We start from the raw sequence: 17367 nt of genomic DNA, 5'->3' as shown, positions 1-17367 counted from the left end.
GGTGGAAATTAAAAATTGTCGTTATGGCAAGGGAACAGGGAATAGGGAACAGGGAAGCAGAAATTTTCTTCTTCCTGAACGCCTGATAACAAAGCGTGGCGTTAGCCATACGCCTGAAATCTATTTTTCACCCCTATTCATTTTTTCAATTTGGGGAATTTCTTGACCATTACGACTCATGTTGTCTTGAGTCATAGTCACAATCCCGAAAAAAATTGCACTTCCCACAACTAAAGACAGTAAAGGATGCTTAATGACAATAAAATCTCTGATAATCCTTGCCAAAGGTCGGCTTTGACGACGGAGAACCGACGAAATCATTATTTGTCTCCAAATAAATGGATCACGCACATAGTGTCCACTTTGGCAAACAACTAATTTTTCTTGACAATAAGGACAGGTAAACAAACCAATATAAGACTTTATTGGCTTTGTTCTGTTATTTTTTTGGCAAATTGGGCAAGTAACATAGTGATTATGAAAAGTATTTGTACTCATCTACCTCGTCCGCCTAGTCCCTCGATTCTATTTATAACAATATCTGTATTGAATTTTACTGTAAACCTAGTAATCGTGCCATAATCACTGATAGTGATTGGCAAAATACTATTATGGAGTTTAAGAATGCAATTGCTCCAAAGACGTACTCCCCTCAATATTAACCCAAGTTGTTAGCACCACAAAGTAGAATTATTTTTTCTAAATATTTTGTGATTTTTGTTAGTTAATTATTGAGCAGGCAGTTTCTCTGAAAATGAACCACAATAAGAAATAATAGACAAAAAACGGATTTTTCCAACATTATACCCCGTTTATCAATATCTAAGAATCCTCAATGATTAAAACCCTACTTTCCCCCATATTCCATGCGGTTCACTCAGTTAATTAATCGTTTTCAAGCCTCTCCCGAAACAGTAGTGCTGTTTTTAGCCGTGCTAATTGGCAGTAGCACAGGTATGGGTATAGTCACCTTTCACTATTTAATCCAGCTAATTAACAACTTCATGTTGGAAAATCTGATGGGACAGATTGGAATTTGGGGTGCTTGGACCTTAGCGGCTGTTCCTATTCTCGGTGGTATCATTGTTGGCCTCATGCGTTGGCGAACTCAAGATTTTGGTCCAGGACTTTCATCCCTGATAGCTGTTTCTCAGGGAAAAGAAGCGAAAAAACCCCTGCGACCGGTGACAAAAATGATCGCGGCGGCAGTTTCTCTTGGTAGTGGTGCATCTTTAGGTCCAGAAGGTCCAAGTGTAGAAATTGGGACTAATTTTGGGGTGTTGTTATCAGATATATTACAAGTATCTCAGGAGCGTCAGCGGTTACTATTGGGGGCTGGTGCTGCGGCTGGGTTAGCGGCTGGTTTTAATGCCCCCATTGCGGGAGTATTTTTTGCCTTAGAAGTAGTCATGGGCAGTACATATTTTGCTACTTCTGCCGTAAGTGTGGTGTTACTTGCCGCCGTAGTAGCTGCTTTAATTGCTCAAATTGGGTTAGGTTCACAACCAGCTTTTGCTTTACCCGCTTATCAAGTTCGCAGTTACCTAGAATTACCGCTTTATCTGGGTTTAGGTTTGGGTGCAAGTTTAATTTCTCTTACTTATACTGAATCCATTCGTTTAGCTAAAGCTATCTTTGCTGGCAATTTCTCAGGGTTAACGTTATTAGGTAAAATTCCTCAGTCCATTCAGCCAATTTTTGGTGGTGTAATTCTTGGTTTAGTCGGTTGGCAATACCCACAAATTTTAGGTATCGGCTATGGAACTGTAGAAGCCATACTACAGGATGAAGATTTTTCCCTCAATTTATTACTCATTTTACTAGTATTAAAACTGCTAATGACAGCGGTAAGTTCAGGTAGTGGTTTTGTGGGCGGATTATTTGCCCCAGCCATGTTTTTAGGTGCTTCCTTTGGGTCTGCCTACGCTAAATTTTTGGCTTTGATCATCCCAGGAATTGGAGAATATATGGCTGCTCCTCCAGCTTATGCAATGGTAGGTATGGCGGCGGTTTTAGCAGGTAGCGTGAGAGCGCCATTAACAGCAATTTTAATGTTATTTGAATTAACCCGTGATTACCGCATTGTTTTACCTTTAATGGCAGCAGTGGGTTTAAGTGTTTGGTTGGTGGAACTAATCAAACCAACTGTAGATGCTAATGCTAATCTGCAACAGATTGGTTTACCTGAATTGAAAGATGAAAAAGTAGAACTTTGGCAGCAAATGTTAGTAGCAGATGCTATGTACACCTGTCCCAAAAAATTATCAGCAACTTTAGGCGTATTAGAGACTGCGGTAGTAATGACGCGGGAACGAATACGCAGTGCTTTAATCATTGATGATGATACTGGTAAACTGGTAGGAATTCTTTCCCTAGAAGATATTAAACGAACTTTTTTTATCTGCCAAAATCTTCCTAATTCATTGCCGGAAATTCAGGAATATTTATCTAGTCAAAAACTGATAGATATTTGTACTACAGATATTCTCTATGCTTGGGATGATGAACCTGTATCTGAAGCTTTAGACCGGATGGCATTACGTGGTTTACATCAATTACCAGTGGTAGCTAAAGACAATCCCGATTTTATTCTGGGTTTGCTAGAAAGGGAACAAATTGAATTAACTTGTAATTTAACGGCAATCACTAAGATACTGCACCAATATTCACCAGTGATTCCCACTGCCGAATATATAGAGGAAATTGGTAATTGGTAATTGGTCAATATCCTGGGGGCAACCTCTCGTGATTGCTTTGATTTCCATAGGCGTTGCTGATTAAGGATATGAATTTTAGGGATCACCAAAAAATAAATTACCCAATTTTGTGGGATGGGTATCCTGCTTGTCCTTGGTAATTAGCGGGCAAGATGCCCATCCCACAAGAAACTTTTGGGGATTTTTTTAATTGGAAGTCCCTTAGTCTCACGCAAAGGTAAGAGTTTTAAAGGTTCAATTTGGGAATTTCATACCTCAACATGGCTACGCCACGCAGGCTATCAGCAACGCTAAATTAACTAGATTATCAATCAAGCGATCGCTCTCCATTGGTAAAATCTCTTCACAATGCAGCATATTCTAGTAGTCTGTCAACCCGAAAATGACGGGTGAAGGCAAGCAGGGGGCAGGGGGCAGGGGGCAGGGGAGGTGGGGGAGGTGGGGGAGGTAGGGGAGGTGGGGGAGGGAAGAACAGAAGTTTTTTCCCATTACCCGTCAAAATAAATTTGACGAACTACTAGTCTAAAGCCAACTTAAATAAAATAGCCGTAGCCGCACAGGCACAAGCCAATTTCGAGCAAAGTTATGTTAAAACACCTCAAAATGGTGTAATTTCTGACATTTATAGCCGTGCAGGTGAAGTAGTATCCGGTAACGGCATTGTCGAACTTGGACAAATAAATCAGATGGATGCAGTAGTGGAAGCACCACAAATAAACTCCAATCAGCCGACCCAGTAGATATGTTTTAAATTCCTCAAAATTCCTCTCTGTTGTCTCTGCGGCTCTGCGTGCAAAAAAATCCTTAAAACCTCAACTATGCAAACTACTAACTCTACTAAACCTGTAATTTCCATCCACAATCTTGATCATTACTTCGGATCTGGACAACTACGAAAACAAGTTTTATTTAACATTAGCTTAACTATAAATGCAGGGGAAATTGTGATCATGACAGGTCCTTCTGGTTCTGGTAAAACCACATTATTAACCTTGGCTGGTGGGTTACGTTCTGCCCAATTTGGGAGTTTGCAGGTATTAGGTAATGAACTATGTCAAGCTAATGCTAAACAATTAACCCAAGCCCGCAGAAATAACGGTTATATTTTTCAAGCCCATAACTTACACGGTAGCTTAACAGCAATCCAAAATGTCAGGATGGGTTTAGAAGTACAGCCGAGAATGTCAGCAAAAAAAATGTTAATGCAGTCACAGCAAATGTTAGAAGAAGTAGGATTAGGAAATCGTCTCAATTACTATCCAGATAGTTTATCAGGGGGACAAAAACAACGGGTAGCGATCGCTCGCGCATTAGTCAGTCAACCAAAAATAGTCCTAGCAGATGAACCCACCGCCGCACTAGATAAACAATCAGGACGGGATGTAGTAGAACTAATGCAGAAATTAGCTAAAGAGCATGGCTGTACAATTTTACTCGTCACCCACGATAACCGCATTTTAGATATTGCTGACCGCATTGTTTATATGGAAGACGGTCATCTTGTCCGAGAAAAAAGTGATTCTTTGCAAGATGTAGTGAGTTGAAATACCTGGCGACAAAAGCACCACCAGGATGATATTAATGATTGGCTTGTTGAATTAAAGTATCTAACTCCTGCTGCATTTTACTTCTGACTAACTCATAGCATTCGTCCACATAAGTGCGATCGCTTGCAGCTTCTTTTCCATAGCGTGCAAACACAATTGGCGGACAAACCCTAGTATAGATAGTTACAGGCAAAGGAATATTAGGCAGCGGTCCAAAAGCCAATCCCCAAGGTAATCCTAAATAAATGGGAAACACCAAAGGATCAACCCCAAGCAGCCAAGGCATCCCCATTTTATGAAATTGCTGCATAACTTCATATATATCAGCCAAGACAATCAAAGTATCATGTGACCCCCAGGAAATCGCTGGGACAATCGGTACATTCTCCCGCAGCGCCAACTTAATAAACCCCTTCCGTTCGGCAAAATAAATTTTATCCCGCATTCCATGGGGGCGAAAGACATCCTCCGCACCACCAGGATAAACTAAGACACTAGCACCAGACCGCAAAGCCTTGTAAGCCATTTTCGGGTGCGCCCTCACTGCACCAGCCTTCATCGCCATTTCTGCTGCTGGTGGAAACACATCCCAAACCTTAGGGTGCATCAAACCATAAATCGGTCTTTCCACACTAAAGCGACGCAACCAATCATATAACATCATGGAAGTATCAGGAGATGCCAGTCCGCCATTATGAGAACCGACAACGAGAATTTTTTCATCTGGGACATTTTCCCAGCCACTGGTTTGGACTCGAAAATAACAGTTATATAACAAGCCCAAGATAGGCATCATAGATTCGATGAACCTTGGATCTCGTTGATCCAAAGACCACCCTGTGTTACTGGTTTGAAGATGCTTTAGTTTGAACATCAGGAAATTTTATCAGGATTTATACGGATCAGACAATCCGCTGTTTTGCAGTTTCATCCAGCGTGAATTACCCACTTGATTAAGACAGATATAATAAGTCTTTGACGAAGGAAAGAATCTATCAACTTCTTGATAAATTTTCCCTTCGTTTTCTGCTTTGTATTTAAGCATGGTACAGAACATTCCCCAGCCAACTTGTTGAATAGATTTAGCTAGACAGTGGTTTTGCATCACGACAACTGCCAAAAGCCTGTGCTAATGATTGCTGTTGCTGAATATCTGGATATAATCTGACTTTGACTACTTTTAACATCTTAGAGTAATAATCAATTTGCTATAGAAAGCATAATATACTAAAAATGGGTCGCAGCCTTACCATTAAAATCGCTAAGAGTATTGATATAAAAGGATTTTTGCCGAGCCAAAAGTCTAGCCACCAACCACCCGCATTCTAGTATAACACAAGGTTTGTGAATTATCTCCATGTTTTCCTTCCTCTCTTCGAGACACTGCGCGAACGCTGTTGCATTGGTCGGAAAACTGTCGTCAATTTACGCGCCATCCCACGCTGCCTTTCGGGTCATAGGGCTGCTGTCGGTTAAGCTAACGCAATCTTCCAATTGTTTTCCCCACTCTGGAATGATAAAATGTTCAGTAGGAACACAATCTAATTGTTCCCGTCTAAATAAGTAATCTGTAAAAATTGCTAAGAGTAAGCCACAAAATAAATGATCCTGTTTTGTCATGCTGAGTGTAACGTTCGCGGAGCGTGGCGTAAGCCATAGCGAAACGAAGTATCTCAAGAGATTCTTCACTACACTTCGTTTCGTAATGCCTCTGGCACGCTGCGCGAACAGAATGACATTGGGCATTTCTTTTTGTGGAGTTCTCTAAAAGTTCTGCTTAACAAATCTAAAATCTATAGAAATCAATAGGTCATTAAATTGTACATGATTATTACCTCCAAATCCTGATTCCCAGCTTTGAATTAGTCTACTTTTGCTTAAACTCCAACGATGCAAACATTTGATGAGTATAGAAATAACATGAAAACTTTGAAGCTATTTACAATTGCTTCTGTAGCACTCACAATGGGCTTATTACTGAATCAGTCCAGCTTTGCTAAAACCCCACAATTAGAAATTAACTCTAAGTTCAATCAAGACCCATTAGTATTAAACGGTACATCTGGAGGGGGTGTAAAAAGTAATTGTGGGAATATTAACACCGATCCTAATCAAATAATTGAAGTTACAGAGCCATTGCCTTATTTACGATTGACGGTAGAAAGTCAAGGACAGCCAACACTATTGATTTCTGGACCAGGAGGACGCTTCTGTGTGCTTGCTGATAGCTATAGTGGTGGCAAAGCCGAATTCTCAGGTTACTGGCAGCCGGGCAAATACTTATTGTATATGGGTGATTTGTCACAAGACAGGTTCAACTACACCCTTACTATTTCCCAGCAAAAACAAGCGTTGCAGTAGTACACTTGTACGATTTTTACGGCATCACTATAACAACAACAATTTTAGCTTTGTTGATCCTATCCTATCTAGAAATTTAAATTACAAGAGTTTAAGGGATCGTATTTTTGGCAACAAATTGGACTCCTAACATGATATTGGTATTACAGTGACTCAATAAAATCTTTGAGGAGAAATATGTTTAAAAGACTAATTGGTGTTGTTGTTGCTACTATTTTGCTGACATTACAGATGGTTGTCGGTACTGCAACAGCTTTAGAACTGGATGAAGCTATCCGTACAGTACCATTAAATGACAAAGGTGATACAGTTGTTCTCAGCTTAAAACAAGTCAAAGAAGGTAAACGACTATTCAATTACGCTTGCGCTCAATGTCATGCCGGTGGAGTTACCAAGACTAACCAAAATGTGGGACTTGATCCAGAAGCCTTAGCAGGGGCTTTACCTAAGCGCAATAATATTGAAGGTTTGGTGGACTATATGAAAAATCCCACTACCTATGATGGCGCAACAGAAATTTCGGAAATTCACCCCAGTTTGAAGAGTGCAAATATTTTCCGAGTTATGCGAAATCTGACTGAGGAAGACTTGAAAGCAATTGCTGGACATATTCTCTTAGAACCCAAAGTTGTTGGCACTAAATGGGGTGGCGGTAAGATTTATTACTAAACTATCCTGATTCAGTCATACAAATTGTCAGGGAACGGAAAATAGATTCCCTGACCGGATTTTAGATTTTAAATTTTGGATTGAAGATTCAAAGTCCAAAAATGTCTTAAGAGGATGTTTTAAAAGTGGTATCCCGTAATTTTCATTATATTGTTACCCCCCTTAGTGTCCCCTTATCAAGGGGGTAACAAGAAAATCCAGTTCCCTCCCCTTATAAAGGGGAGGGTTAGGGAGGGGTAAAACATTTGATACAGCAACCATGACTTTTCAAACACCCTAAGCCCGCGAATTTATTCGTGGCATAAATCTAAAATCTAAAATCTAAAATTGTGTGACAGATCAAAAACTAATTTCTAAGCTGTACAGGCATAGCCAAATAGGTCATTTTTAATCCACCCAAAGGCGTGAAAATTACCGGAGTTAAACTTTGATTCAAGTGCATTTGAATTTCTGAAGATGGTAGTTCTTTTAAACCTTCCATCAGATATTTGACATTAAAAGCAATGTCTATATCTTCGCCAGATATTTGTGCTGGCATTGATTCTGTACCACTACCAACATCTTGCGCTTCACAAGATAAAGTAATCTCTTGATTGGCATTATCAATGCTGACTTTGACAATATTATTTTTCTGATCTGCTAACACAGCAATTCGTTCCAAAGTGCTAATAAATTGCTTTCTTTCTAATGTGACTTGGCGTTCAAATTGCCGAGGAATTAATTGCCGATAAGCGGGATATTGCCCTTCTAAAGTGCGGCTAGTTAGGCGTTGATTTTGCCAAGCAAATACTACTTGACCTTGATCAAGATATACGGCTACAGTTTCTTCCGATGTGGAGTTATGCCCTAACATCCGTTGTAGTTCTCGCAATGCTCTTGCCGGTACTGTCACCTCTACCTGTTCACGTCCTTCTACAGGGCGCTCATTTGTAGTTTCCAGCACTGCTAACCGATGTCCGTCGGTGGCGGCAAATTCTAAAGTGTCTTGTTTTAGGGTTAAATGTACGCCTGTGAGGACTTGCTTGGTTTCATCGGAACTGGTAGCAAACAAAGAACCTTTCAATCCTTCAATTAGTGCTGCTGTTGTGAGAGTAATTGCTTCGGCGTTTTCAATTACAGGTAGTTCGGGGAATTCTTCTGCGCCCATTGCTCGGACTTGATAACGTCCGCTTTTAGGTTTGAGAGTAACAATTATACCTTCTCCGGTATTATCTCCCGATTGATAGCTTTGCTCGCCGCAGCCGTCATCCAGGGTGATTTCCCCTTCTGGTAGACGAGAGGTGATATCTACAAGCAGTTTGGCAGGGAGAGCAATTGTCCCCCCTTCTAAGACCTCGGCACTAAAGCTGCTACGGATACCTAAACTGAGGTCAAAGGCTGTTAAACTAACCTGATTAGTTTTGGCATCTGCTTGTAATAAGATATTGGCAAGAACAGGATGAGTTGGTCTGGACGGGACTGCACGACTGACTAGAGAAAGGTTGCTACTAAGATCACTTTGAGAACAGATTAATTTCATCTTTAAATTAAATAATGGGGGAATTGGTAATTGTAATTGGTAATTGGTAATTGGTAAGTAGGCAGGCAGGCAAAGTTAATTATATAAAAAATGGGACAGAATTAATTACACAATTGATTTTTCTGTTCCCTGTTCCCTCTCTCAACGAGTGAATTTAATTTTGTCCGACTACTTAAAAGATTTGGATTTAATGTAGGGGTAGCGCCCCCGTGCCTACCCCGGTATTTGGTACAACCACAGGGGGTTTGCCCCTACTGCTTTGTGATCTTAACTGCTTAAAGCCTTGATAAACCGTTGCAAACTCTTAAATACACTGGGTTTTCTGGCGGGTGTAGCGTCCGCAGTGTTTGCCGTTTGTCCCTTTAGAAGAATTGCGTCTAATTCATCACCATAGGGTTTGTTTGAGAGTTCAACAATTTTTTGATATTCGTCCTCTATTTCTTGCCATACCTCCCATTGTCCAGGGTAGCAACGGAAAAGGGCAGATTCATCATCTACAGGACGGATGTAGTAACAAGATTCGATGGTACTAATGAAGCGACGACGAGTTTCTCTGGCTGTGTAACCGATACCAACTACACTAGAATCTTCGAGTCGGGGTGTTAACATGATTGTGGGGCGATCGCCGATCAGTTCACACAGCTTTTCTAATTGTGGCACTTCTACGGAGGTGGGGGCAATAAATAGGAAAATTTCATCCTCTGGCTGAATTTTTGCTTCTAGGGATGCAGCCCTACCAGTACCAATATCGGAAATTTGGAATTGTGCGTCTGTCCAATCACGACGGGCTAAAGCAGCCGCACCAGCATCAGCAAAGAAGACTTTAAGACGGGATTCGTATTCAGTAAATTGGGGGAGAAATTGTTCTGCAACCGTCATGAATTTGAGTTCTGGAAATAATAACTCAACTTGAATCCGAGTTATACCATCAGCTAAAGCTGATTTTACCGCTTCACAAGATTGAGCGATCGCATCTTCTAAGGTTTTTGGTAGTTCAGCCATAGTTTATCAAGTCGCTGGGTTAATATCTAATTCTCTACTATATTGATTTAGGTGGTATGAAAAATCATCCAATCACTAAAAATTCAATCTATTAGTAATTTAGGCATTATTGTTGAGTGTTAACTGGCTAGAACTTCAGTTGAATAGAGTGCAAACTACATGAGTCAAGGTTTTTTACAAATTGCTTTAACGCTGTGTATTGTCGTATTCATTACGCCAATACTAGGAAAATACATAGCCCGCGTTTTTTTGGGAGAGAGGACAATTCTTGATCCTGTAATGAAGCCCCTAGAGGCAATAATTTATATTTTAGGGGGTGTGGGTAAAAAAAATGATATGACGGGTTGGCAGTATATTCGCGCCTTACTATGCAGTAACTTAGTCATGGGTGCGGTAGTTTATGCTCTCCTCTATTATCAGAAATTTCTGCCCTGGAATCCCAATGGACTGGGGCGGATGAGATGGGATTTATTACTGCATACCACAATTTCCTTCCTGACCAATACCGACCAACAACACTACGCCACAGAAAATACCTTTAGTTATTTTAGTCAAACATCAGCTTTAGGTTTTTTAATGTTTACCTCAGCGGCTAGTGGTTTGGTAGTGGGAATTGCCTTTATTCGTGGGTTAACAGGGAGAAAACTGGGGAATTTCTATGTAGATTTTACCCAGGCTATCACTAGGATCTTATTGCCTTTATCTATTGTGGGGGCGATCGCTCTCATCATCTCCGGTGTACCTCAAACCCTAGCCAAAACTGCCTTAGTAGAAACCTTAGAAGGGAGAATTCAGTACATAGCCAGAGGTCCAGTAGCCTCCTGGGAAATGATCAAAATGTTAGGAGAAAATGGTGGCGGCTTTTTTGCAGCTAATTCCGCTCATCCTTTTGAAAATCCCAATGGTGCTTCTAACCTAATAGAAATCATTGCCATGCTGGCTATCCCCACCTCCCTAATTTACACCTACGGAGTATTTGCCAACAACCTCAAACAAACCTGGCTATTATTTTCAATGGTGTTTATCATCTTTGTCGTTCTCATTGGCGTTACAGCCACAGGAGAATTACAAGGAAATCCCATCATTAACAATGCCTTGCGATTAGAATTACCCAACTTAGAAGGCAAAGAAGTCAGATTTGATTGGGCGCAAACCGCACTATGGGCAGTTACAACCACAGCCACCATGTGCGGTGCTGTTAACGGAATGCACGATTCCCTCATGCCCAGTGGCACATTTTCTACCTTATTCAACCTATTTTTACAAATAATTTGGGGAGGACAAGGCATAGGAACAGCTTATCTCTTCATTTATCTGATGCTCACCGTTTTTATCACCGGTTTAATGGTAGGGCGCACACCAGAAATTTTTGGGCGCAAAATTGAAAAACGGGAAATTGTCCTGGCTAGTGTAGTGCTATTAATTCACCCCATGATGATTTTAATTCCTAGTTCCATAGCTATGGCTTATCCTATATCCTTGTCAGGAATTAGTAACCCAGGTTTTCATGGCATTTCCCAAGTAGTTTATGAATACGCCTCAGCCGCAGCCAATAATGGTTCTGGCTTAGAAGGATTAAATGACAACACATTATGGTGGAACTTAAGTACAACTATCAGTATTTTCGCAGGACGCTATATACCCATTATTGCCCTACTTCTCTTAGCTGATAGTATGTCTAAAAAACAAGCCAGTCCAGCCAGCCGGGGAACTTTGAAAACAGATTCTCTACTCTTTACCACTATTACTGCTGGTGTCACCCTAATTTTAGGCATCCTCACATTCTTCCCTGTTCTAGCTTTAGGACCAATTGCCGAAGGCTTTAAACTCGCTTCTGGTAGTTAGATAAACATGAGGTAATGAGGATAAAAAGACGAAGCTAATTTTCTTCTTTCTTCTTTCTTCCCCCTGAACTCCTGACTCCTGACTCCTGACTCCTGACTCCTGACTCCTGACTTCTGACTCCTGACTCGGTGACTTCTGACTCGGTGACTCGGTGACTCGGTGACTCCTGACTCCTAAAAAATTACTTATATATGAACTCAGCAACTACCTCTAATTCTAAAGCTTCCCGCCCTCGTTACCGTCGTAAGAAACACAGAAAAGCGCGAGTATCCAATAAAGGACTGTATTTCCGAGCCATAGGAGATGCTTTTATTAAACTGTATCCCCCATATGCCATCAAAAATCCAGTGATGTTTCTAGTATGGATAGGAACAATCATCACTTTCTCTGTCACCATTTACCCTGAATTATTCGGTCCAGTAAATCAAAAAAATCCCCATCTGTTTAACGGACTATTAACGGGAATTTTATTATTCACAGTTCTATTTAGCAACTTTGCCGAAGCCGTAGCCGAAGGACGAGGTAAAGCCCAAGCCGATACACTCCGTTCCACCCAATCAGCCACCATTGCCAAAACCATCACCGTTGAAGGCAAAATTACAGAAGTTCCTGCCAACAGCTTAAAACAGGGAGACACTATATATGTAGTCTCAGGCGATGTGATTCCCGCAGATGGTGAAGTAATCATGGGTGTCGCCTCTGTGGATGAATCAGCAATTACAGGCGAATCTGCCCCAGTTCTCAAAGAATCAGGTTCAGACGTTGCCAGTTCAGTCACGGGTGGTACACGCATAATTTCTGATGAACTGATTATTCGTGTTACTGCTGAACCAGGCAAAGGCTTTATTGACCGGATGATTGCTCTGGTCGAAGGAGCAGAACGGACTAAAACCCCTAATGAAATTGCCTTAACAGTATTATTAGCAGTTCTGAGTTTAGTGTTTTTATTCGTAGTAGCCACTCTGCCCGCCTTTGCCTACTATGTGAATAGTCCTGTGAGCATTCCTGTTCTCATTGCTCTTTTGGTAGCCCTCATCCCCACAACTATTGGCGGTTTACTGAGTACCATCGGTATTGCGGGTATGGATAGAGTGGCACAATTTAACGTCATTGCCACCTCTGGTAGGGCAATAGAAGCCTGTGGCGATATTAATACTCTGGTACTTGATAAAACTGGAACAATCACCCTTGGCAACCGTTTAGCAGAAGAATTTATCCCCATCAATGGTCATTCAATAGTGGAAATTGCTAACGTGGCTTTGGCAGCTAGTATTTTTGACGACACTCCAGAGGGTAAATCTATTGTCCGACTGGCAGAAAAGTTAGGGGCAAATTTTGATTTAGACCGCAAACAAGCACAGGGGATAGAATTTTCGGCAAAAACGCGCATGAGTGGTACTAATTTACCTGGGGGTAGGGAGGTACGCAAAGGCTCAGTAGGAGCAATTCAAGGCTTTGTTCTCTCCCGTCATGGAAGAGATACACCAGAATTAGATGTTGCATATCAACAAGTTTCTCATCAAGGTGGTACACCTTTAGCTGTTTGTCTTGATCAGGAAATTTACGGTGTTATCTATCTCAAAGATATTGTTAAACCAGGTATCCGCGAACGATTTGACCAACTCCGACGCATGGGAGTACGGACTATCATGCTGACGGGAGATAACCGGATTACTGCTTCTGTGATTGCAAAAGAAGCTGGAGTAGATGAATTTATTGCTGAAGCTACGCCAGAAGATAAAATCAGTGTGATTCAACGGGAACAAGCTGAGGGTAAAATAGTAGCGATGACAGGGGATGGAACTAATGATGCTCCCGCTTTGGCACAAGCTAATGTAGGTGTGGCTATGAATACGGGAACGCAAGCAGCTAAGGAAGCGGCTAATATGGTGGATTTAGATTCTGATCCCACCAAATTAATTGATATCGTTAGTATTGGCAAGCAATTGTTAATTACTCGTGGAGCGTTGACGACATTTTCTATCGCTAATGATATTGCTAAATATTTTGCAATTATTCCCGTACTTTTCACGGCTGCTAATTTAGGAAGTTTAAATATTATGAAGTTGAGTAGCGTTAATTCGGCTATTCTTTCGGCGTTGATCTACAATGCTTTAATTATTCCAACTTTGATTCCTCTAGCATTAAAAGGTATTCAGTTTCGACCTTTAACCGCTAATCAACTTCTGCAAAGAAATATTTTAATTTATGGCTTAGGTGGGGTGATTGCTCCATTTATTGCGATTAAATTAATAGATATGATGATTACATTTGTGGGTTTAGCGTAAATATAGCAGATTGCAGATTAATCAAGTCCAGGATCTATATTCACAGCCAGACAGTTTTACTCCTGAATCGGTGAATTCTGCTGTAATTACGTGAATAGGTAATTGATAATTCTTGCCTTTTACTTCTTGTATATTACCTTTTTCTTTATGAAAATGATACCATTGATTCGATTGTCCAAGTTTAAACATCAATTACCAATCACTATTTTTATAGTGATGTGTTTCAGTTTATTTATGAGTCCAGTGGTTTATGCTAATACTACTCTCAGTTTAGATAGGGTTTCTACTTGGGCAATGGGGGTTTTAGGATTTACTACTATAATGTTGGTGGTTTATTTGTTAACAGTCATTTTTCAGCCAGAACGATTTTAATAATTGATAAATCATAGCGATATGTATTTGAATGGGTTACAAAATTTATAGAAAAAGCCATACAGCACTTTTACTCCTATATCCTGACTGGGCGCAAGCCCTGCGCCCCTACTTCGGTGAATCCTCTTATTAAATCAAGATTAAATAAATTATGTCTATTTTTAGAGAAACTTTCAAGGCAATTAGAATAACTTTGGTAATTTGGTTATTAACAGCAATTGTCTATCCTCTTTTTATATTGCTAGTCGGTCAGTCTTTTTTCCCGATTTCAGCTAATGGTAGTATGATTTTAAATATCAATAATCAACCTATTGGTTCGACTTTAATTGGTCAAGGATTTACATCTGATCGTTATTTTCATGGTCGTCCCAGCGCTGTTAGATATAGTCAAGGTAAAAAAGCTCAACCGACTGGTATTTCTGGAGGTAGTAATCTCGCTCCCACTAATCCAGAACTTAAAGAACGTATTCTCAAGCAAGTGGAAGAATTACAGAATCAGGATAAACAACCTGTGGGTGATTTGATTTATACGTCAGGGTCTGGTTTAGACCCACATATTTCTTTAAAAGCAGCACGACAACAAATAGAGAGAGTGGCACAGGCACGGGGTATTCAGGAAGATGATATTATTCCGTTGATTAATAAGTATTTTGATGGCAGGTTTTTAGGGATTTTTGGTGAACCAGGGGTAAATATTTTACGTTTAAATTATGCTTTGGATTTACAAGATATTAATCGTCAGCAAAATTAGTTAAGGGTTGTTTGAAAGGTGGTATGCCGTAATTTTCATCACATTGTTACCTCCTTTCCCCTTGTAAAGGGGGGTAAGAATAGAAATCTAGTACAAAACGGCGTAAATAAACCAACCATTCTAAATCCTCCAAAAGCCTATACTGTCTTCATTTTGACTTTTGACTTTTGACTTTTGACTTCCGCCTTGCGGTACTAGTTCCCTCCCCTTTATAAGGGGAGGGTTAGGGTGGGGTAAAATATTTGATACAGCAATCATGAATTTTCAAACACCCTCTTAGGGGTTGCTGATAATGAAGCGTGGTATAAAATGTAGAGGCGCAGGGCTTGCGCCCATTCAGGAGGTAGCAGCAAGGAACAATCATCATAGGTTGTATGGTTAAGCCTTACATAACAAGGGATTTTTAAGTTCAAGCATAGTAGAAGTATTGTTTTGACATGGGTAATAGGATCAATTACACTACGATCGCAAATTCATAAAAGTATTTGAGTCAATGCAACCGACTCGTGTGATTGGTTTAATGAGTGGTACATCTGTAGATGGGATAGATACCGCTTTAGTAGAAATTTCTGGTGGAGATTTGGATCTGAAGGTGGAATTACTGGCAGGGGAAACCTATCCCTACTCCCCTCAACTCAGAGAACATATTCTAGGGCTTGGGGCTGGTACTGCGATGTCAATGGCAGATGTAGCCGCCATAGATGATGCGATCGCTCATAATTTTGCCCAAGCTGCTCAACATATTCAAATTGGTCATCACAGAGCCACTCTCATCGGTTCTCATGGTCAAACTGTTTACCATCGTCCACCCCAAGGACTAGAAGAACTGGGTTATAGCTGCCAACTGGGACGGGGCGCGATGATTGCCCATTTAACAGGTATTACTACTGTCAGTAATTTCCGAATAGCAGATATAGCTGCTTATGGTCATGGTGCGCCCCTTGTTCCTAAAGTAGATGCCTATTTACTCAGTCATCACCAGGAAGAACGTTGTATTCAAAATATTGGGGGTATTGGTAATGTTACGTATCTTCCCGCCCGTAGTGATGATTGGTTGTCGCAAATTCGCGGCTGGGATACAGGTCCAGGTAATAGTTTATTGGATCTAGCCGTCCAGCATTTTACAAGTGGCACTAAAAGCTATGATAATAATGGTGATTGGGCAGCCAGTGGTACACCCTGTTACCCCTTGGTAGAACAATGGCTAAGTCACGAATATTTCCATTTACCACCACCTAAATCTACTGGACGGGAGTTATTTGGGATTACCTACTTGCATGATTGTTTACAGGATGCCCAACCCTACCAACTTAATTCCGCAGATTTTTTAGCAACTATCACAGAATTAACGGCAGTTTCTATTGTCCATAGTTATGATAATTTTCTCCCCAGAAGACCACATAAGGTAATATTATGTGGTGGTGGCAGTCGTAATAGTTACTTGAAAAATCGCTTACAGTTGCTGTTAGGGAATGTTCCAGTGTCAACTACAGATGAGTTTGGCTTAAGTGCTGCATTTAAGGAAGCGATCGCTTTTGCGGTTTTAGCATACTGGCGAAACATCAATATTCCTGGTAACTTACCCGCAGTCACAGGAGCATATCAAGAGATGCTTTTAGGAGAAATTCACGATAATTATCGCTAATTTAGTCTCTTGTCTCTCAAAATACTATGTTAGCAAGTATTTCTAAACTTCGACTGTGCTGGATTAAAACAAGGGATTTAGCAGGTGGGACATACTTTTTTATTAGAACCAGGACGGTGGGTGATCCAAGGTAGTTGGTTGGAGCGCAATAGTCAACCAATTCCCTTGAAAGGTTTAACATTAGTGGTTTGGAATCGAGATAATTGGTTCTCTATGGCTACAAAATTAATCTTTCCTAACAGCGATCGCCCAGAAATTTCTTTCCAGTATAAAGGACGACTTCATGAAGGAGATCGGCAGTATACTTTTCTGCTTCAACATAATTACCTCGGACAAATAGAAGGTGAAGGCTGGATTTGTCCAAATACAATTGTTCAGCGTTATTGGGTACTCGGAGATAGCTCCACTGACCTTCGCCACCGTCAGAGACAGAGTGGTTTTGAAACCCTACATCGAATTAATGATAATCAATATTATCTAACCAGTGGCATTCTTGTGGGTCATTTTTTAGATAGCACAATGGAAGCTAGTCTAGAACGCCAATTACATTAAGTAGGGGGGATGTAAATAATTGTTCTTGGTATCAGGCGGTAAGGAGCAGAGAGGCAAGAGGCAAGAGGCAAGAGGCAAGAGTAAAGAAATTTTCAGCGA

16 protein-coding genes and 1 pseudogene are annotated in these 17367 nt (G+C 40.7%); 10 read left to right on the top strand and 7 right to left on the bottom strand.

Features of this window, described 5'->3' with window-relative positions:
* Nucleotides 1-120: 120 nt before the first annotated feature.
* A complete protein-coding gene (locus NG743_RS20745) occupies nucleotides 121-498 on the bottom strand; it encodes a hypothetical protein (RefSeq protein WP_027402009.1) in 378 nt (125 codons plus the stop codon).
* Nucleotides 499-866: 368 nt separating this feature from the next.
* Here NG743_RS20745 and NG743_RS20740 point away from each other — a divergent pair, with 368 nt between their 5' ends.
* Both NG743_RS20740 and NG743_RS20735 read left to right on the top strand, forming a co-directional pair.
* The gene (locus NG743_RS20740; RefSeq protein ID WP_027402010.1) at nucleotides 867-2717 is read left to right on the top strand and encodes a chloride channel protein; all 1851 of its coding nucleotides are present in this window, start codon (nucleotides 867-869) and stop codon (nucleotides 2715-2717) included.
* An 818-nt stretch (nucleotides 2718-3535) separates the two neighbouring features.
* Entirely contained in the window at nucleotides 3536-4261 is a 726-nt protein-coding gene (locus NG743_RS20735) for a DevA family ABC transporter ATP-binding protein (protein ID WP_035081617.1), read from the top strand.
* Nucleotides 4262-4295: 34 nt separating this feature from the next.
* Here the strand turns inward: NG743_RS20735 and NG743_RS20730 are convergent, their stop codons facing one another.
* From NG743_RS20730 to NG743_RS20720, 3 genes and pseudogenes are all read right to left on the bottom strand, one after another.
* Nucleotides 4296-5138 carry a lysophospholipid acyltransferase family protein gene (locus NG743_RS20730; RefSeq protein ID WP_027402012.1) on the bottom strand — a complete coding sequence of 281 codons (843 nt, stop codon included), beginning with the start codon at nucleotides 5136-5138 and terminating at the stop codon, nucleotides 4296-4298.
* Nucleotides 5139-5204: 66 nt separating this feature from the next.
* Nucleotides 5205-5372: pseudogene (locus tag NG743_RS26990) on the bottom strand (zinc ribbon domain-containing protein); the annotation flags it as partial.
* A complete protein-coding gene (locus tag NG743_RS20720) occupies nucleotides 5347-5451 on the bottom strand; it encodes a helix-turn-helix domain-containing protein (RefSeq protein ID WP_080683851.1) in 105 nt (34 codons plus the stop codon). The gene NG743_RS20720 and the pseudogene NG743_RS26990, both read right to left, overlap by 26 nt.
* A gap of 733 nt (nucleotides 5452-6184) precedes the next feature.
* On the opposite strand from NG743_RS20720, the gene NG743_RS20715 reads away from it, so the two are divergent.
* Together NG743_RS20715 and psbV are read left to right on the top strand one after the other, a co-directional pair.
* Entirely contained in the window at nucleotides 6185-6625 is a 441-nt protein-coding gene (locus tag NG743_RS20715) for a hypothetical protein (RefSeq protein WP_027402014.1), read from the top strand.
* Nucleotides 6626-6802: 177 nt separating this feature from the next.
* The gene (psbV, locus tag NG743_RS20710) at nucleotides 6803-7294 is read left to right on the top strand and encodes a photosystem II cytochrome c-550 (protein ID WP_027402015.1); all 492 of its coding nucleotides are present in this window, start codon (nucleotides 6803-6805) and stop codon (nucleotides 7292-7294) included.
* A gap of 346 nt (nucleotides 7295-7640) precedes the next feature.
* Here the strand turns inward: psbV and dnaN are convergent, their stop codons facing one another.
* Nucleotides 7641-8813: a DNA polymerase III subunit beta gene (dnaN, locus tag NG743_RS20705; RefSeq protein ID WP_027402016.1), complete on the bottom strand. Its 1173-nt coding sequence runs from the start codon at nucleotides 8811-8813 to the stop codon at nucleotides 7641-7643.
* A gap of 267 nt (nucleotides 8814-9080) precedes the next feature.
* Nucleotides 9081-9815, bottom strand: coding sequence for a DUF1995 family protein (locus NG743_RS20700; protein WP_027402017.1), 735 nt, complete (start codon nucleotides 9813-9815; stop codon nucleotides 9081-9083).
* 159 nt (nucleotides 9816-9974) lie between these two features.
* Here NG743_RS20700 and kdpA point away from each other — a divergent pair, with 159 nt between their 5' ends.
* Complete coding sequence (kdpA, locus tag NG743_RS20695) at nucleotides 9975-11660, top strand: potassium-transporting ATPase subunit KdpA (protein WP_027402018.1); 1686 nt, start codon at nucleotides 9975-9977, stop codon at nucleotides 11658-11660.
* A gap of 191 nt (nucleotides 11661-11851) precedes the next feature.
* A complete protein-coding gene (gene kdpB, locus NG743_RS20690) occupies nucleotides 11852-13948 on the top strand; it encodes a potassium-transporting ATPase subunit KdpB (RefSeq protein ID WP_193962570.1) in 2097 nt (698 codons plus the stop codon).
* A gap of 21 nt (nucleotides 13949-13969) precedes the next feature.
* On the opposite strand, the gene NG743_RS20685 is transcribed toward kdpB, so the two are convergent.
* Entirely contained in the window at nucleotides 13970-14137 is a 168-nt protein-coding gene (locus NG743_RS20685) for a hypothetical protein (RefSeq protein ID WP_257120792.1), read from the bottom strand.
* Between the two features lie 45 nt (nucleotides 14138-14182).
* On the opposite strand from NG743_RS20685, the gene NG743_RS20680 reads away from it, so the two are divergent.
* The 4 genes from NG743_RS20680 to NG743_RS20665 all read left to right on the top strand — a co-directional run bounded on the left by NG743_RS20680 (nucleotide 14183) and on the right by NG743_RS20665 (nucleotide 17268).
* The gene (locus tag NG743_RS20680) at nucleotides 14183-14320 is read left to right on the top strand and encodes a potassium-transporting ATPase subunit F (protein ID WP_160170615.1); all 138 of its coding nucleotides are present in this window, start codon (nucleotides 14183-14185) and stop codon (nucleotides 14318-14320) included.
* Between the two features lie 151 nt (nucleotides 14321-14471).
* On the top strand, nucleotides 14472-15071 hold the full coding sequence (gene kdpC / locus NG743_RS20675) for a K(+)-transporting ATPase subunit C (protein ID WP_027402021.1): 600 nt from the start codon (nucleotides 14472-14474) through the stop codon (nucleotides 15069-15071).
* A 493-nt stretch (nucleotides 15072-15564) separates the two neighbouring features.
* Nucleotides 15565-16716, top strand: a complete 1152-nt coding sequence (locus tag NG743_RS20670; protein ID WP_027402022.1) for an anhydro-N-acetylmuramic acid kinase — start codon at nucleotides 15565-15567, stop codon at nucleotides 16714-16716.
* An 84-nt stretch (nucleotides 16717-16800) separates the two neighbouring features.
* Complete coding sequence (locus NG743_RS20665) at nucleotides 16801-17268, top strand: hypothetical protein (protein ID WP_027402023.1); 468 nt, start codon at nucleotides 16801-16803, stop codon at nucleotides 17266-17268.
* Nucleotides 17269-17367 lie beyond the last annotated feature (99 nt).

Origin of the sequence: Dolichospermum heterosporum TAC447, assembly GCF_024584745.1 — a bacterium.
Taxonomy (GTDB): Bacteria; Cyanobacteriota; Cyanobacteriia; order Cyanobacteriales; family Nostocaceae; genus Dolichospermum; species Dolichospermum heterosporum.
The sequence above is the reverse complement of the archived record's forward strand: the minus strand, read 5'-3'. Positions and strand labels throughout refer to the sequence as shown.

Bases quoted from the DNA above. Each gene is read 5' to 3' on its own strand.
- NG743_RS20680 (WP_160170615.1), top strand. From the start codon at position 14,183: ATGAGTCCAGTGGTTTATGCTAATACTACTCTCAGTTTAGATAGGGTT.
- dnaN (WP_027402016.1), bottom strand. From the start codon at position 8,813: ATGAAATTAATCTGTTCTCAAAGTGATCTTAGTAGCAACCTTTCTCTA.
- NG743_RS20745 (WP_027402009.1), bottom strand. From the start codon at position 498: ATGAGTACAAATACTTTTCATAATCACTATGTTACTTGCCCAATTTGC.
- NG743_RS20700 (WP_027402017.1), bottom strand. From the start codon at position 9,815: ATGGCTGAACTACCAAAAACCTTAGAAGATGCGATCGCTCAATCTTGT.
- NG743_RS20735 (WP_035081617.1), top strand. From the start codon at position 3,536: ATGCAAACTACTAACTCTACTAAACCTGTAATTTCCATCCACAATCTT.
- NG743_RS20715 (WP_027402014.1), top strand. From the start codon at position 6,185: ATGAAAACTTTGAAGCTATTTACAATTGCTTCTGTAGCACTCACAATG.
- NG743_RS20740 (WP_027402010.1), top strand. From the start codon at position 867: ATGCGGTTCACTCAGTTAATTAATCGTTTTCAAGCCTCTCCCGAAACA.
- kdpC (WP_027402021.1), top strand. From the start codon at position 14,472: ATGTCTATTTTTAGAGAAACTTTCAAGGCAATTAGAATAACTTTGGTA.
- kdpB (WP_193962570.1), top strand. From the start codon at position 11,852: ATGAACTCAGCAACTACCTCTAATTCTAAAGCTTCCCGCCCTCGTTAC.
- NG743_RS20670 (WP_027402022.1), top strand. From the start codon at position 15,565: ATGCAACCGACTCGTGTGATTGGTTTAATGAGTGGTACATCTGTAGAT.
- NG743_RS20730 (WP_027402012.1), bottom strand. From the start codon at position 5,138: ATGTTCAAACTAAAGCATCTTCAAACCAGTAACACAGGGTGGTCTTTG.
- NG743_RS20685 (WP_257120792.1), bottom strand. From the start codon at position 14,137: ATGTTTAAACTTGGACAATCGAATCAATGGTATCATTTTCATAAAGAA.
- NG743_RS20720 (WP_080683851.1), bottom strand. From the start codon at position 5,451: ATGTTAAAAGTAGTCAAAGTCAGATTATATCCAGATATTCAGCAACAG.
- kdpA (WP_027402018.1), top strand. From the start codon at position 9,975: ATGAGTCAAGGTTTTTTACAAATTGCTTTAACGCTGTGTATTGTCGTA.
- psbV (WP_027402015.1), top strand. From the start codon at position 6,803: ATGTTTAAAAGACTAATTGGTGTTGTTGTTGCTACTATTTTGCTGACA.